Genomic DNA, 15,380 nt, shown 5'->3' on the forward strand with positions numbered 1-15,380 from the left:
GTCCGGTTCGCGACTTTTTTGCACACGAAATACTGTGCAAAAAATTGTCCTTACAACTGTCATCGTACCTCGTGGATTCACGCGTTTTTCACATCATGAGGCGTCGTTTTACGCAGGTTTTTGTCGCGTCTAAAGCCTTGAATCACCTGCAACTATCGCTTACAATCGCCCGGATTTGTTAGCTAGGCGCCCCTGAAAGCTTTCGGAAAGCTTGGGGCCGGATTCAGGGATTTTGCGGAAGACTGCGATGGCGGGTCAGGCGCCGAACGATAGGCACGATGATCACCGCGCGCAACGCACCGCTTCAGCGGCCGGCGAGCGGCGCGAATCTCCCGGCGACGACTGGGATGCCGAGCTGCAAGACGACAACATCGTTCCGCTCACGCGGGCAGAAGCCGAGAAGCTGTTCGGCCCGAACGTGAGTCGGCCCTCGCGTATCACCCCCTACAAGGTGGTGATCGCGCAAGTGGCCTTGTCCCTGGTTGCAACGCTGGCGTGGTGGCTGTTTTCGAAGTCGCCGGGCGCCGCTGCGCAATCCGCGTTTCTGGGCGGAGCGATCGGCTGGGTGCCGAGTGCGTTGTTCGTGGCACGACTGAAGGCAGGTGGCTCGGCCACCGTGATGAGCTGGGTGGCGGGCGAAGCCCTCAAGCTCGGCGTGACGATCGGGATGTTCGCCGCGGTGGCGTACGGCTATGCCGGCGTGCACTGGGTGCCGCTCCTCGTCACGTACCTCGTCGTGCTGAAGACGTACTGGATCGCACTGGCCTGGCGGTAAGGAACAAGCAGCGCGCGGTTTCGACATGAAAACGCGCCGGCCCGTTCCCGCAATAGCGTATTGCGGAATCGGGCAAACGATTTTCGACAATTTGGGTGGCATTAACGATATGGCAGCTAGCGAAGGCACGCGCGGTCCGGATCCGTCCGAGTACATTGCGCACCACTTGCAGAACTTTTCCACCTCGCATCAGACGTCGATTTTCGACATTCATGTCTGGAATCTCGACACGCTGTTCTGGTCGATCGTGTGTGGCATCGTCACCATCCTCGTGCTGCGACTGGCCGCCCGCAAGGCGACGTCCGGCGTGCCGGGCCGCTTCCAGTGCGCGATCGAGATGCTCGTCGAGATGGTCGAAGACCAGTCGAAGGCGATCGTCCACGGCAACCGCGCCTTCATCGCTCCGCTCGCACTGACCGTGTTCGTGTGGGTCGCGCTGATGAACTCCCTCGACTTCCTCCCGGTCGACCTGCCGGGCCGCGTGATCGGCCTGCTCGGTCTGTCGGACGTCATTTCCCACCATCGCATCGTCCCGACGGCCGACCTGAACGGCACGCTCGGCATCGCGCTCGGCGTGTTCGTCCTGATGATCTACTACAGCATCAAGATCAAGGGCGCGGGCGGCTTTGCCCATGAGCTGCTGTCGGCGCCGTTCGGCGGCCACCCGCTGCTGTGGATCCCGAACCTCGCGCTCAACATCGTCGAATACGTTGCAAAGACCGTCTCGCTCGGCATGCGGCTGTTCGGCAACATGTACGCGGGTGAGCTGTTGTTCCTGTTGATCGCCCTGCTCGGCAGCATGTGGAGCTTCGGCGGCGACGCATCGTTCCTCGGTTTCATTGGTCACGTGATCGCGGGCAGCGTCTGGGCAATCTTCCACATTCTGATTGTTCTGTTGCAGGCATTCATTTTCATGATGCTGACGCTGGTGTATCTCGGCCAGGCGCACGACAAGCACTAAGCGCGTCGAGCAAACAAGAGTCTTCGTTTTAGTTTTTTAAATCTCAGTTCCAAGTCTTTTCACAAAGGAGTGATCATGCAAGCTTACATCGCCAACATCCAGGGTCTGACCGCCATCGGTATCGGCATCATCATCGGCCTGGGTGCGATCGGCGCCTGTATCGGTATCGCGCTGATGGGTGGCAAGTACATCGAAGCCTGCGCACGTCAGCCGGAACTCATCAACCCGCTGCAAACGAAGATGTTCCTGCTGGCTGGTCTGATCGACGCGGCGTTCCTGATCGGTGTTGGTGTCGCAATGCTGTTCGCGTTCGCGAACCCGCTCCTGTCCAAGCTCGCCTAAGGTTCCTCGGAAATATGCGTCCGGCGCAAGCCGGCGCAGGGCGGAACGGAGACTTGGGGCGCTGATCGAATGCAACTCGATGAGCGCCTTACCGTTTCATTTTTCCCCGGAATAGCAGATAAGGAAACACCGTGAATCTCAACGCAACTCTGTTTGCGCAAATGGTCGTGTTCCTGGTCCTCGCGTGGTTCACGATGAAGTTCGTGTGGCCGCCGTTGATCAACGCCCTTGACGAGCGCGCGAAGAAGATCGCCGACGGCCTCGCCGCCGCGGAAAAGGGCAAGGCGGAACTCGACGCAGCGCACAAGCGCGTGGACCAGGAACTCGCGCAGGCCCGCAATGACGGCCAGCAGCGCATCGCCGACGCTGAAAAGCGTGCCCAGGCGGTCGCCGAGGAAATCAAGGCCAATGCCCAAGCTGAAGCCGCCCGCATCGTCGCCCAGGCGAAAGCGGAAGCAGAACAGCAAATCGTGAAGGCGCGCGAAGCGCTGCGCGGCGAAGTCGCCACGCTGGCCGTGAAGGGCGCCGAGCAGATCCTGAAGCGCGAAGTCGATCAAACGGCCCACGCCCAACTGCTGAATCAACTGAAAGCCGAGCTCTGATCATGGCCGAACTTGCAACCATCGCCCGCCCTTACGCAGAAGCGCTGTTCCGCGTGGCCGAGGGGGGTGACATCGCCGCCTGGTCCACGCTCGTGCAAGAGCTGGCCCAGGTTGCGCATCTGCCCGAAGTGCTCTCCGTGGCGTCGAATCCGAAGGTGACCCGCGCGCAAGTGGCCGAGCTGCTGCTTGCCGCGGCGAAGTCGCCGGTCGCGACGTCCGCCGAGGCGAAGAACTTCGTGCAGATGCTGGTCGACAATCATCGCATCGCGCTGCTGCCGGAAATCGCCGTGCAGTTCGACGCGCTCAAGAACGAGCGCGAAGGCGCCGCCGACGCAACCATCGTCAGCGCATTCCCGCTGAACGGTACGGACCTCGAAGGTCTCGTCGCGAGCCTCGAGCGCAAGTTCAAGCGCAAGCTGAAGCCGACGGTCGAAGTCGATTCGTCGCTGATCGGCGGCGTGCGCGTGACGGTCGGCGACGAAGTGCTTGACTCTTCGGTTCGCGCGCGCCTTGCTTCGATGCAGGCTGCCTTGACCGCCTGAGCGCCACGCCGGCACGCAACAGAATTGACTATCAGGAGCGAATAATGCAACTCAATCCCTCTGAGATCAGCGAGCTGATCAAGAGCCGGATCCAGGGCCTTGAAGCGAGCGCAGACGTTCGCAACCAGGGCACCGTGATCTCCGTGACCGACGGTATCGTGCGCATCCACGGCCTGTCGGACGTGATGCAGGGCGAAATGCTCGAGTTCCCGGGCAACACGTTCGGCCTCGCGCTGAACCTCGAGCGCGACTCGGTCGGCGCGGTGATTCTCGGCGAATACGAACACATCTCGGAAGGCGACATCGTCAAGACGACGGGCCGCATTCTCGAAGTCCCGGTCGGTCCGGAACTCGTCGGCCGCGTGGTCGATGCGCTCGGCAACCCGATCGACGGCAAGGGCCCGGTCAACGCGAAGCTGACCGACGCGATCGAAAAGATCGCCCCGGGCGTGATCTGGCGCAAGTCGGTGTCGCAGCCGGTGCAGACCGGCCTGAAGTCGATCGACTCGATGGTGCCGATCGGCCGTGGCCAGCGTGAGCTGATCATCGGCGACCGTCAGTGCGGCAAGACCGCGGTGGCGCTCGACACGATCATCAACCAGAAGGGCAAGGACCTGATCTGTATCTACGTCGCGATCGGCCAGAAGGCTTCGTCGATCATGAACGTGGTGCGCAAGCTCGAAGAAACCGGCGCGATGGAGTACACGATCGTCGTCGCCGCTTCGGCATCGGATTCCGCCGCCATGCAGTACCTCGCGCCGTACGCGGGCTGCACGATGGGCGAATACTTCCGCGATCGCGGCCAGGACGCGCTGATCATTTATGACGACTTGACCAAGCAGGCTTGGGCATACCGTCAGATCTCGCTGCTGCTGCGCCGCCCGCCGGGCCGTGAAGCATACCCGGGCGACGTGTTCTATCTGCACTCGCGTCTGCTCGAGCGCGCGGCTCGCGTGTCGGAAGAGTACGTCGAGAAGTTCACGAACGGCGAAGTGAAGGGCAAGAGCGGCTCGCTGACGGCACTGCCGGTCATCGAAACGCAAGCGGGCGACGTGACCGCGTTCGTTCCGACGAACGTGATCTCGATCACCGACGGCCAGATCTTCCTGGAAACCGACCTGTTCAACGCGGGCATCCGTCCGGCAATCAACGCCGGCGTGTCGGTGTCGCGAGTCGGCGGCGCCGCGCAGACGAAGGTCGTGAAGAAGCTGTCGGGCGGTATCCGTACCGACCTCGCGCAGTATCGTGAACTCGCAGCGTTCGCGCAGTTCGCGTCGGACCTCGACGAAGCGACCCGCAAGCAGCTCGAGCGCGGCCGCCGCGTGACGGAACTGCTGAAGCAGCCGCAGTACCAGCCGCTGCAGGTGTGGGAACTGGCCGTGTCGCTGTATGCCGCGAACAACGGCTACTTCGACGACCTCGACGTCAAGCAAGTGCTGCCGTTCGAGAAGGGCCTGCGCGAATTCCTGAAGACCAGCCACGCTGACCTCATCAAGCGCATCGAAGACACCAAGGACCTCTCGAAGGACGACGAAGGCGCGCTGCGCGCGGCGATCGAATCCTTCAAGAAGTCGGGTGCCTATTGATCCGCGCGTGAACACTGAGGCCGCGCGGGCCGCTTGACGCGCCCGCGCCGCTTCGGTCAAGGAGCAAGCTATGGCTGGAATGAAGGAAATTCGCGGCAAGATCAAGAGCGTGCAGAACACGCGCAAGATCACGAAGGCGATGGAGATGGTGGCCGCATCGAAGATGCGCCGCGCGCAGGAACGCATGCGCGCCGCTCGTCCGTATGCGGACAAGGTCCGTGCCATCGCGGCGCACATGAGCCGCGCGAACCCGGAGTACCGCCACCCGTTCATGGTGGCGAACGAAGGCGCGAAGACGGCCGGCATCATCCTCGTCACGACGGACAAGGGTCTGTGCGGCGGTCTGAACACCAACGTGCTGCGCGCGACGGTGCAGAAGTTCAAGGAGCTGGAAGAGAAGGGCCAGAAGGTCGAAGCCACCGCGATCGGCAGCAAGGGCCTCGGGTTCCTGAACCGCTTCGGCGCGAAGGTGATGTCGCAGGTCGTGCACCTCGGCGACACCCCGCACCTCGACAAGCTGATCGGCGCGGTGAAGACGCAGCTCGATCTGTATTCGGAAGGCAAGCTGTCGGCGGTTTATCTCGCGTACACGCGCTTCGTCAACACGATGAAGCAGGAAGCGGTAATCGAGCAGCTGCTGCCGCTGTCGTCGGAGCACTTCGAGGCGAATGACGGCACGCCGGCCACGTCGTGGGACTACATCTACGAACCGGATGCGCAGGCTGTCGTCGACGAGCTGCTGGTGCGCTACGTCGAGGCGCTGGTGTACCAGGCCGTCGCGGAAAACATGGCGTCGGAGCAATCGGCGCGGATGGTCGCGATGAAGGCTGCGTCGGACAACGCGAAGACCGTGATCAGCGAGCTGCAGCTGGTGTACAACAAGAGCCGTCAGGCCGCGATCACGAAGGAACTGTCGGAGATCGTCGGCGGCGCCGCAGCTGTTTAAGCGCGAGCCGCCAGACCACCCGAAACTGCGCCTTTGCGCGAGTAAAGAATCAGGTATTTAAAGGAAAAGCGATGAGTACTGCTGCTTTGGTAGAAGGCAAGATCGTACAGTGCATCGGCGCCGTTATCGACGTGGAATTCCCGCGCGAAAGCATGCCGAAGATCTACGACGCGCTCATTCTGGAAGGCTCGGAACTGACGCTCGAAGTCCAGCAGCAGCTGGGCGACGGCGTGGTCCGCACCATCTGTCTGGGTGCATCCGACGGCCTGCGCCGCGGTCTGACGGTGAAGAACACGAACAAGCCGATCTCGGTGCCGGTCGGCAAGCCGACCCTCGGCCGGATCATGGACGTGCTCGGCCGCCCGATCGACGAGGCTGGCCCGATCGTGAGCGAGCACACCCGCTCGATCCACCAGAAGGCGCCGGCGTTCGACGAACTGTCGCCGTCGACCGAACTGCTCGAAACGGGCATCAAGGTCATCGACCTGATCTGCCCGTTCGCAAAGGGCGGCAAGGTCGGTCTGTTCGGCGGTGCGGGCGTGGGCAAGACCGTCAACATGATGGAGCTCATCAACAACATCGCGAAGGAGCACGGCGGTTACTCCGTGTTCGCGGGCGTGGGCGAGCGTACCCGTGAAGGGAACGACTTCTACCACGAAATGAAGGACTCGAACGTTCTCGACAAGGTCGCGCTGGTGTACGGCCAGATGAACGAGCCGCCGGGCAACCGTCTGCGCGTCGCGCTGACCGGCCTGACGATGGCCGAGCACTTCCGTGACGAAGGCCTCGACGTGCTGTTCTTCGTCGACAACATCTACCGTTTCACGCTGGCCGGTACCGAAGTGTCGGCACTGCTCGGCCGTATGCCGTCGGCAGTGGGCTATCAGCCGACGCTGGCTGAAGAAATGGGCAAGCTGCAAGAGCGCATCACGTCGACCAAGAAGGGCTCGATTACGTCGGTTCAGGCCGTGTACGTCCCTGCGGATGACTTGACCGACCCATCGCCGGCCACCACCTTCGGCCACCTGGACGCAACCGTCGTTCTGTCGCGTGACATCGCTTCGCTGGGTATCTACCCGGCGGTCGACCCGCTCGACTCGACGTCGCGCCAGATCGACCCGAACGTGATCGGTGAAGAGCACTACTCGATCACCCGTCGCGTTCAGCAGACGCTGCAGCGCTACAAGGAACTGCGCGACATCATCGCGATTCTGGGCATGGACGAACTGTCGCCGGAAGACAAGCTGTCGGTCGCGCGCGCACGCAAGATCCAGCGTTTCCTGTCGCAGCCGTTCCACGTCGCTGAAGTGTTCACGGGCTCGCCGGGCAAGTACGTGCCGCTGAAGGAAACGATCCGCGGCTTCAAGATGATCGTCGACGGCGAGTGCGATCACCTGCCGGAACAGGCGTTCTACATGGTCGGCACGATCGACGAAGCCTTCGAGAAGGCCAAGAAGATCCAGTAAAGGTCTGAGTGGTAGCACGCTGGCGCGATCCGGCCACAGTGTGGTGAATCGATATCGTCGATTCGCTTCATGGTCGATCGCGCCGACCGCAACACGCTCAACCAGGAGTCGATATGGCAACCATCAAAGTAGACGTCGTCAGCGCGGAAGAGCAGATCTTCTCGGGCGAGGCGAAGTTCGTCGCGCTGCCGGGCGAAGCGGGTGAGCTGGGCATCCTGCCGGGTCACACGCCGCTGATCACGCGGATTCGTCCGGGTGCGGTGCGCATCGAAACCGAAAGCGGCAACGACGAGTTCGTGTTCGTCGCGGGCGGCATTCTCGAAGTGCAGCCGGGCGCCGTGACGGTGCTCGCCGATACCGCGATCCGCGGCAAGGATCTCGACTCGGCGAAGGCCGAGGAAGCGCGCAAGCGCGCCGAGGAAACGCTGCAGAACGCGAAGTCGGACATCGACCTCGCGAAGGCGCAGTCCGAGCTCGCGACCGCAATGGCGCAACTCGAAGCGATCCAGCGTCTTGCGAAGATGCGCAGCCGGCACTAAGCCAGCCGTGCGTCGTGCAAAAGAAAGCAGCCTCCGGGCTGCTTTTTTTTCGCCCCGGTTTCGTCAGGGTTTCGTCCGAGCGTGCTATTTCGTCCGATAGCCGAGAATCGATGTCAGAGTGTCGTCAGCGGAGCGCGCTATCGTCCGCTGAATCAGACAGACAAAAGACGGAGACATTCATGGCTGCAGACCCAGGCGTGCGGGCGCTGATCGCGCCCGAGAACGGATTGTCGTACGTGCGCGGCGTGACCGACGTGCCGCTTTCCGAAGCGACGATCGGGCAGTTCCTGCGGGATACCGCCGGACGCTTTCCCGATCGTCCGGCCGTGGTGTTCCGCGAGCAGCGCATACGCTGGAGCTGGCGCGAATTCGCTGACGAGGTCGACGTGCTGGCCACGGGCCTCGCCGCGCTCGGTATCACCCGGGGCGACCGCGTCGGCATCTGGTCGCCGAACCGCAGCGAATGGCTGCTGACCCAGTTCGCGACCGCGCGCATCGGCGCGATCCTCGTCAATCTCAATCCCGCCTACCGGCTCGCGGAAATCGAATACGCGCTGAACAAGGTCGGCTGCAAGGCGGTGATCGCCGCCGAGCGCTTCAAGTCGTCCGGCTATGTCGACATGCTGCAGGCGATCGCGCCGGAACTCGCGCGCTGCGCGCCGGGCGACCTGCACGCGGTGCGCGTGCCGAGCCTGCGCACGATCGTGTCGATGGGTGAGGTCGCACCCGCCGGCATGTTCCGCTTTGCCGACGTGATGGCGCGCGGCCGCGCGGCGCTCGACCGGGAAGCGCTCGACGCGCTCGGCGCGACGCTCGCGTCGATCGATCCGATCAACATCCAGTTCACGAGCGGCACGACCGGCAGCCCGAAGGGCGCGACGCTCTCGCACCGCAACGTCGTCAACAACGCGCGCTCGATCGCGCAGGCGATGCGCTTCAGCGAGCAGGACGCGCTGTGCATTCCGGTGCCGCTCTATCACTGCTTCGGGATGGTGCTGGCCGTGCTCGCGTGCGTGTCTACCGGCGCCGCGATGGTGTTCCCCGGCGAGGCGTTCGATCCGGCCGCGACGCTCGCCGCGGTTGCCGACGAACGCTGCACCGCGCTGCACGGCGTGCCGACGATGTTCATCGCGGAGCTCGATCATCCGGACTTCGCGAAGTACGACCTGTCGACGCTGCGCACCGGCATCATGGCCGGCTCGCCGTGCCCGATCGAGACGATGAAGCGCGTCGTGTCGCAGATGCACCTGTCGGAGATCACGATCGCGTACGGGATGACGGAGACGAGCCCCGTGTCGTTCCAGAGCTCGACCGACGACCCGCTCGAGATGCGCACGACGACCGTCGGCCGCATCCAGCCGCATCTGGAAGTGAAGATCGTCGATCCGAGCGGCGGCACCGTGCCGGTCGGCGCGACGGGCGAGCTGTGCACGAAGGGCTACTCGGTGATGCGCGGCTACTGGGACGACGACGAGAAGACGCGCGACGTGCTGATCGACGGCTGGATGCACACCGGCGATCTCGCGACGCTCGACGCGGACGGCTACTGCAACATCGTCGGCCGGCTGAAGGACATGCTGATTCGCGGCGGCGAGAACATCTATCCGCGCGAGATCGAGGAATTCCTGTTTCGTCATCCGAAGATCCAGAGCGCGCAGGTGTTCGGCGTGCCCGACGCGAAGTATGGCGAGGAAGTATGCGCGTGGATCGTGCTGCGCGCGGGCGAGCAGCTGACCGAGGATGACGTGCGCGCGTTCTGCCAGGGGCAGATCGCGCACTACAAGATTCCGCGTTACATCCGCTTCGTCGACGAGCTGCCGATGACGGTGACGGGGAAGGTGCAGAAGTTCGTGATGCGCCAGCGCATGATCGACGAGTTGAAGCTCGACGTGCAGAAGACTGCGTGAGGCGGGAAACGTGGCGCCCGGCGGGCCGTCACGTTTTCGATGGACGAAAAAAAGCGGGCTTATTAGCCCGCTAAAAACCACACGCTACGGGGTTAGCGCGAGGAGACCAAAGATGGAACGCGTCCGGTCCGAAGACCGGAAACGACTCCAACAGGGATGCCCCCCGGAAGGGCTTCGGCATATAACCGACGGGCTCGCCGTGCTTTGCGTCCGCTCACACTTGGCACACGAGACCGCATCCGTGTTGAAACCGTTGAAAGGCATTGTGGGCGAATTGATGTCCCCTCGCGGTAACAAAGTGTTTCAGGTTGTAACGCCCGCCGGATAAGGCTTTCCGGGATTTTTTGCTGTTTTAAGGGATTCCATGGAGGTCATTTTTACCAATATTATCGAAAGTGTTTTCATCGCGTGCGCGTAATGCGTTTTTCGTGCGCGACAGGCTCGACGAAGTCCCCAATTGCACGCGAAAAGGTGCAACGCTCAGAGGATTCGATGTCTGATGATTCAATCATCAGAAAGATTTTGAAACGTGATCGGGTGGTCGCGGTAGTCGGCCTTTCGGATAAACCTCATCGCCCGAGCCACGGCGCCGGTCAATCACTTCAGCCATTTGTCCGAGATCGCCCGGAACTCGCCGTTCGCGAGCGCCAGGTGCAGCCATTGATCGACGTACTGCTGGAACACGACGTCGCCGCGCGGCACCATGTACGCTTTCTCGCCGAACTGGAACGGCTGGTCCGGATGCACCGAGCACAGGCCCGGATTCAGTTTTTGCTGCAGCAGCGTCTCGGACGCGTCGGTCACCATCACGTCGGCCTTGCCGGCGAGGATCTGCTTGAAGATCGTCACGTTGTCCGGGTAGACGGTGAGGTTCGCGTGCATGAAGTGCTGTTTCGCAAACCGCTCGTTGGTGCCGCCCGGGTTCACGATCACGCGGGTCTCGGGGCGGTCGATCTGCGCGACGGTCTGGTATTTGTCGGCGTCCGCGCAGCGCACGATCGGGGTCTTGCCGTCGGTCATGTACGGCTGCGTGAAGAACGCGCGTTTCTGGCGCTCGAGCGTCGTCGATACGCCGCCGACCGCGATGTCGCACTTCGCTACGAAATCCGCGGTCAGGTTCGGCCAGCTCGTCTTCACGTAGTCGGCCTTCACGCCGAGCGATTTCGCGAGCGCGTCGGCCATGTCGATGTCGATGCCTTCGAACCGGCCGTCGGCGCGGTAATACGAATACGGCTTGTAGTCGCCCGTCGTGCAGACGCGCAGCGTGCCGCGCGCGAGCACGTCGTCGAGCCGCGAGCCGGCGCCTGCCGCGCCGCCGCTGCCCGGGGCCGTCTGCGCGTGCGTGGCCGCGGCGGCGCATGCCAGCGCGGCGATGGCTGCGACGGCGGCAATCTTGGCGAACTGCTTCATCGGGTCTCCTCCTTCGTTCGTTTCGGTATGGGTGTCCGATCATAACGGAGCCATCGCGCGCGTCATATGGCCGCCATCGGCGCCGCGTGCACGGCGGGATCGCCCCGGTCCGGTAAAATGCGCTTTTGCCTCTTCCGCATCGTCGCCTCCACCGTGGCTCATACCCTGCTCAACGACACCTTCCTGCGTGCGCTCCTGCGCGAGCCGACCGACTACACGCCGATCTGGCTGATGCGCCAGGCGGGCCGCTACCTGCCGGAATACAACGCGACGCGCGCGCGCGCGGGCAGCTTCCTCGGCCTCGCGAAGAACCCCGACTACGCGACCGAAGTGACGCTGCAGCCGCTCGAGCGCTTCCCGCTCGACGCCGCGATCCTGTTCTCGGACATCCTGACGATTCCCGATGCGATGGGTCTCGGCCTCGACTTCCAGGTCGGCGAAGGGCCGAAGTTCGCGCATCCGGTGCGCACCGAGGCGGACGTCGCGAAGCTCGCGGTGCCGGACATCGGCGCGACGCTCGGCTATGTGACGGACGCGGTGCGCGAGATCCGCCGCGCGCTCACCGACGGCCAGGGCCGTCAGCGGGTGCCGCTGATCGGCTTCTCGGGCAGCCCGTGGACGCTCGCGTGCTACATGGTCGAAGGCGGCGGCTCGGACGACTTCCGCACCGTGAAGTCGATGGCGTATTCGCGGCCGGACCTGATGCACCGGATTCTCGACGTCAACGCGCAGGCGGTCGCCGCGTACCTGAACGCGCAGATCGAAGCGGGCGCGCAGGCGGTGATGATTTTCGACACGTGGGGCGGCGCGCTCGCCGACGGCGCGTACCAGCGCTTCTCGCTCGACTACATCCGGCGCGTCGTGTCGCAGCTCAAGCGCGAGCACGACGGCGAGCGCGTGCCGGTGATCACGTTCACGAAGGGCGGCGGGCTGTGGCTCGAGGAAATCGCGGCGACGGGCGTCGACGCGGTCGGGCTCGACTGGACGGTCAACGTCGGCGCCGCGCGCGAGCGTGTCGCGGGGCGCGTCGCGCTGCAGGGCAACCTCGATCCGACGATCCTGTTTGCGCCGCCGGCCGCGATTCGCGAGCAGGCGCGCGCGGTGCTCGACAGCTACGGCAACCATCCGGGCCACGTGTTCAACCTCGGGCACGGCATCTCGCAGTTCACGCCGCCCGAGCACGTCGCCGAACTGGTCGACGAGGTGCACAACCACAGCCGCGCGATTCGTAGCGGAGCCGCGCGCTGATTGCAGGCGCGGCCGTGCTGCGGTGCGGAGCGGCCGCGTTTCGCGCCCTGAACTAAACAGGGCGCAACCCCGCCCGGGCGGGTGATCGGCGGCTTGTCAAGACTTGACTTATACACATTTTCCACGTTGCAGCGCGGTAGAGCCCCGTATCGGTCAATTTGTCCCGCTATGGTCTGAGAATTTGAATAGCAGCCTTATGGAATAAGGCTTCGCGGGCCCCGGTTCCGAACCGGAAAAAGCAGCGGCAGGCTCGGCCCGACGCGCTCCGGGCGTGGTGAAAGGCAAGTTCTCAACAAAGTTATCCACAGGCCGGCCAGGGTATACGGCGATTCCTAATGCGAATCCAAAACTTAGCGACGAATCTGAAGTTTTACTTTAAGTTTGCCGCCGCCGCCCCCGTATTGAGGGGCGGAACCCGGACGCCTCGCACGCTCACGGGAGGCCCGTGAGCGACGGCACCTATCTGCGGGTGGCGCTCGACCATCCGCTCGCGACCCTGTTCGATTACCGCTGCGACGCACGGCCTGCGCCCGGGCCCGGCACGCTCGTGCAGGTGCCGTTCGGCAAGCGGCAGGCGGTCGGGCTCGTTTGCGAAGTGACGACTCACACCGACGTGCCGCCGTCGCGGCTGCGCGCGGTCGACGCGATCTGCGCGGACCTGCCGCCGCTGTCCGCCGACTGGCTCGCGCTCGTCGCGTTCGCCGCCGACTACTACCAGCGCGGCCGCGGCGAGGTCGCGCTGCCGGCGCTGCCGCAGGCGCTGCGCGACGCCGGACGCTGGGGCCGGCTGCTGGCGCCGGAGATCCGCTATCGGCTGTCGGAAGCCGGCCGCGCCGCGCTACCGGATGCGTTGCCCGCGCGCGCGGCGGCGCTGCGGCGGCTGGCCGAGGCGCTCGCCGACGCCGAGTCGCTGAGCCTGCCCGACGCCCGTGCGCTGCATCCGAAGGCGGCGGCGACGCTCGATGACTGGGCCGCGCAAGGCTGGGTCGATGTCGACGAAATCGGCTGGGCGGACAACCCTGTGCCCAAGCCTGTGGATAACCTGTCGACAACGGGTGGACAAGGCGGCGGACAAAACGGTGGGCGAACCGTGCCGCCGCCGCTGACCGACCAGCAGGCCGAGGCGCTCGACGCGATCCGCGCCGCGCAGGGGTTCGCGCCGTTCCTGCTGCACGGCGTGACCGGCAGCGGCAAGACCGAGGTCTACCTGCACGCGCTCGCGTCGCTGCTGAACGCGCGGCCCGACGCGCAGGCGCTCGTGCTCGTCCCCGAAATCAACCTGACGCCGCAGTTCGAGGCGGCGTTTCGCGCGCGCTTTGCCGGCACGCTCGCGTCCGATGCGATCGTCACGCTGCACAGCGGCCTCGCCGAAGGCGAGCGCGCGCGCAACTGGCTGGCCGCGCACACGGGCCGCGCGCGGATCGTGCTCGGCACGCGCCTCGCGGTGCTCGCGTCGCTGCCGGCGCTCGCGCTGATCGTCGTCGACGAGGAGCACGAGCCGGCATACAAGCAGCAGGAAGGGCTGCGCTATTCGGCGCGCGACCTCGCGGTCTGGCGCGCGAAGCAGCTCGGCATCCCGGTCGTGCTCGGCTCCGCGACGCCGTCGCTCGAAAGCTGGTGGCAGGCCGAGCAGGGGCGCTATACGAAACTCACGCTGTCGCGGCGCGCGGTGGCCGACGCGGTGCTGCCGAGCGTGCGGCTGATCGACCTCGAAGAAGAGCGGCGGCGCGGGCGGGCGTCGATGGGCGGGCTGTCCGGGCCGCTCGTCGCGGCGCTGAAGGCGCGGCTCGAACGCGGCGAGCAGAGCCTCGTGTTCCTGAACCGGCGGGGCTATGCGCCCCAGCTCGCATGCGACGCGTGCGGCTGGGTGGCCGGCTGCCCGCGCTGCAGCGCGTACGTCGTGCTGCACAAGCCCGAGCATGCGCTGCGCTGCCATCACTGCGGCTGGGAGGCGCGCATTCCGCGCTCGTGCCCCGAATGCGGCAACGTCGACATCGCGCCGCTCGGCCGCGGCACGCAGCGCATCGAGGAAGCGCTCGTCGAGGCGGTGCCCGGCGCGCGCGTGTTGCGGATCGACGCGGACAGCACGCGCCGCAAGGGCAGCGCGCAGGCGCTGTTCTCGGACGTGCACGCGGGCGAGGTCGACATCCTGGTCGGCACGCAGATGATCGCGAAAGGGCACGATTTCCAGCGCGTGTCGCTCGTCGGCGTGCTCAACGCCGATACCGCGCTGTTCTCGCACGATTTCCGCGCGAGCGAGCGGCTGTTCGCGCAGCTGATGCAGGTGAGCGGCCGCGCGGGCCGCGCCGGGCTGCCGGGCGACGTGCTCGTGCAGACGCGCTATCCGCGCCACGCGCTGTACCACGCGCTCGCGCGACACGATTACGTCGGCTTCGCGACTTCGACGCTCGGCGAGCGCCGCGATGCGCATCTGCCGCCGTTCGTCTACCAGGCGCTGCTGCGCGCCGAAGGGCGCACGCTCGACGCGGCGCTCGGCTTCCTGCAGCAGGCCGCGGCGGCGCTGCCGGGGCTGCCCGGCGCGGACCGCGTGACCGTCTACGACGCGGTGCCGATGACGATCGTCAAGGTCGCGAACGTGCATCGCGCGCAGCTGCTGCTCGAAAGCGCGTCGCGGGCGGCGCTGCAGCACGCGCTGCACGCATGGCTCTACGAACTGCGCGCGCTGAAGGGCGTGCTGCGGTGGAACGTCGAGGTCGATCCGCTGGACGTCTGACGGCGCCCGGCGCCACGCGCGCACAACCGGCCGCCGGTTGTCGCTCTTTTCACCCCGCCTCGCGCGGCACTCGGGCGCGTGTGCAACCGGGTTCCGCCCGGCGCCGTACCCGGCCCGGGTTGCCCGCGCCTGTCCGCGCGCGCCGGATCAGGGAAAATCCCGATCCGCCGACCACGGGCAACTCCTAGGTTGCGACCGTATAAGTGACTGATTATATTCAATAAGATTAAGGTGCAACCATCCGCGAAATTGGGTTGCACCTTTTTATTGTGTGCCGTAGGATTTCGCGCATCCTCTCACGTCACTGGCCGGCTTTCGTCCG

The 15,380-nt window shown here is 64.9% G+C and carries 13 protein-coding genes; 12 read left to right on the top strand and 1 reads right to left on the bottom strand.

Going from position 1 to position 15,380, the window contains the following annotated elements:
- The first annotated feature begins 247 nt into the window (after positions 1–247).
- The 10 genes from HWX31_RS27290 (at position 248) to HWX31_RS27335 (ending at position 9,666) form a co-directional block, all read left to right on the top strand.
- On the top strand, positions 248–775 hold the full coding sequence (locus tag HWX31_RS27290; RefSeq protein WP_174960593.1) for an ATP synthase subunit I: 528 nt from the start codon (positions 248–250) through the stop codon (positions 773–775).
- 109 nt (positions 776–884) lie between these two features.
- Complete coding sequence (gene atpB, locus HWX31_RS27295; protein ID WP_174960649.1) at positions 885–1,736, top strand: F0F1 ATP synthase subunit A; 852 nt, start codon at positions 885–887, stop codon at positions 1,734–1,736.
- A 75-nt stretch (positions 1,737–1,811) separates the two neighbouring features.
- Positions 1,812–2,078: a F0F1 ATP synthase subunit C gene (gene atpE, locus HWX31_RS27300; RefSeq protein WP_084906312.1), complete on the top strand. Its 267-nt coding sequence runs from the start codon at positions 1,812–1,814 to the stop codon at positions 2,076–2,078.
- Positions 2,079–2,209: 131 nt separating this feature from the next.
- Entirely contained in the window at positions 2,210–2,680 is a 471-nt protein-coding gene (locus tag HWX31_RS27305; RefSeq protein WP_010093101.1) for a F0F1 ATP synthase subunit B, read from the top strand.
- 2 nt (positions 2,681–2,682) lie between these two features.
- On the top strand, positions 2,683–3,222 hold the full coding sequence (locus HWX31_RS27310; RefSeq protein WP_059609454.1) for a F0F1 ATP synthase subunit delta: 540 nt from the start codon (positions 2,683–2,685) through the stop codon (positions 3,220–3,222).
- A gap of 44 nt (positions 3,223–3,266) precedes the next feature.
- Positions 3,267–4,808 carry a F0F1 ATP synthase subunit alpha gene (gene atpA, locus HWX31_RS27315; protein ID WP_010093097.1) on the top strand — a complete coding sequence of 514 codons (1,542 nt, stop codon included), beginning with the start codon at positions 3,267–3,269 and terminating at the stop codon, positions 4,806–4,808.
- A gap of 70 nt (positions 4,809–4,878) precedes the next feature.
- Positions 4,879–5,754, top strand: coding sequence for a F0F1 ATP synthase subunit gamma (gene atpG / locus HWX31_RS27320; protein ID WP_174960591.1), 876 nt, complete (start codon positions 4,879–4,881; stop codon positions 5,752–5,754).
- A 71-nt stretch (positions 5,755–5,825) separates the two neighbouring features.
- Positions 5,826–7,220, top strand: coding sequence for a F0F1 ATP synthase subunit beta (gene atpD / locus HWX31_RS27325; RefSeq protein ID WP_059609453.1), 1,395 nt, complete (start codon positions 5,826–5,828; stop codon positions 7,218–7,220).
- 113 nt (positions 7,221–7,333) lie between these two features.
- On the top strand, positions 7,334–7,759 hold the full coding sequence (locus HWX31_RS27330) for a F0F1 ATP synthase subunit epsilon (protein ID WP_042586705.1): 426 nt from the start codon (positions 7,334–7,336) through the stop codon (positions 7,757–7,759).
- Between the two features lie 179 nt (positions 7,760–7,938).
- Positions 7,939–9,666 (top strand): AMP-binding protein, encoded by a 1,728-nt coding sequence (locus HWX31_RS27335; RefSeq protein ID WP_174960589.1) that lies wholly within the window; start codon positions 7,939–7,941, stop codon positions 9,664–9,666.
- A 597-nt stretch (positions 9,667–10,263) separates the two neighbouring features.
- On the opposite strand, the gene HWX31_RS27340 is transcribed toward HWX31_RS27335, so the two are convergent.
- Entirely contained in the window at positions 10,264–11,076 is an 813-nt protein-coding gene (locus HWX31_RS27340) for a transporter substrate-binding domain-containing protein (protein WP_174960587.1), read from the bottom strand.
- Between the two features lie 153 nt (positions 11,077–11,229).
- On the opposite strand from HWX31_RS27340, the gene hemE reads away from it, so the two are divergent.
- On the top strand, positions 11,230–12,324 hold the full coding sequence (gene hemE, locus HWX31_RS27345) for a uroporphyrinogen decarboxylase (RefSeq protein WP_088500593.1): 1,095 nt from the start codon (positions 11,230–11,232) through the stop codon (positions 12,322–12,324).
- A 445-nt stretch (positions 12,325–12,769) separates the two neighbouring features.
- Positions 12,770–15,058 carry a primosomal protein N' gene (locus tag HWX31_RS27350; protein WP_174960585.1) on the top strand — a complete coding sequence of 763 codons (2,289 nt, stop codon included), beginning with the start codon at positions 12,770–12,772 and terminating at the stop codon, positions 15,056–15,058.
- Positions 15,059–15,380 lie beyond the last annotated feature (322 nt).

Origin of the sequence: Burkholderia ubonensis (genome assembly GCF_902833085.1) — a bacterium.
Taxonomy (GTDB): Bacteria; Pseudomonadota; Gammaproteobacteria; order Burkholderiales; family Burkholderiaceae; genus Burkholderia; species Burkholderia ubonensis.

Excerpts from the sequence above, each read along its gene's own strand:
- HWX31_RS27290 (WP_174960593.1), top strand. The coding sequence starts at position 248 with ATGGCGGGTCAGGCGCCGAACGATAGGCACGATGATCACCGCGCGCAA.
- atpB (WP_174960649.1), top strand. The coding sequence starts at position 885 with ATGGCAGCTAGCGAAGGCACGCGCGGTCCGGATCCGTCCGAGTACATT.
- atpE (WP_084906312.1), top strand. The coding sequence starts at position 1,812 with ATGCAAGCTTACATCGCCAACATCCAGGGTCTGACCGCCATCGGTATC.
- HWX31_RS27310 (WP_059609454.1), top strand. The coding sequence starts at position 2,683 with ATGGCCGAACTTGCAACCATCGCCCGCCCTTACGCAGAAGCGCTGTTC.
- atpA (WP_010093097.1), top strand. The coding sequence starts at position 3,267 with ATGCAACTCAATCCCTCTGAGATCAGCGAGCTGATCAAGAGCCGGATC.
- atpG (WP_174960591.1), top strand. The coding sequence starts at position 4,879 with ATGGCTGGAATGAAGGAAATTCGCGGCAAGATCAAGAGCGTGCAGAAC.
- atpD (WP_059609453.1), top strand. The coding sequence starts at position 5,826 with ATGAGTACTGCTGCTTTGGTAGAAGGCAAGATCGTACAGTGCATCGGC.
- HWX31_RS27330 (WP_042586705.1), top strand. The coding sequence starts at position 7,334 with ATGGCAACCATCAAAGTAGACGTCGTCAGCGCGGAAGAGCAGATCTTC.
- HWX31_RS27335 (WP_174960589.1), top strand. The coding sequence starts at position 7,939 with ATGGCTGCAGACCCAGGCGTGCGGGCGCTGATCGCGCCCGAGAACGGA.
- HWX31_RS27340 (WP_174960587.1), bottom strand. The coding sequence starts at position 11,076 with ATGAAGCAGTTCGCCAAGATTGCCGCCGTCGCAGCCATCGCCGCGCTG.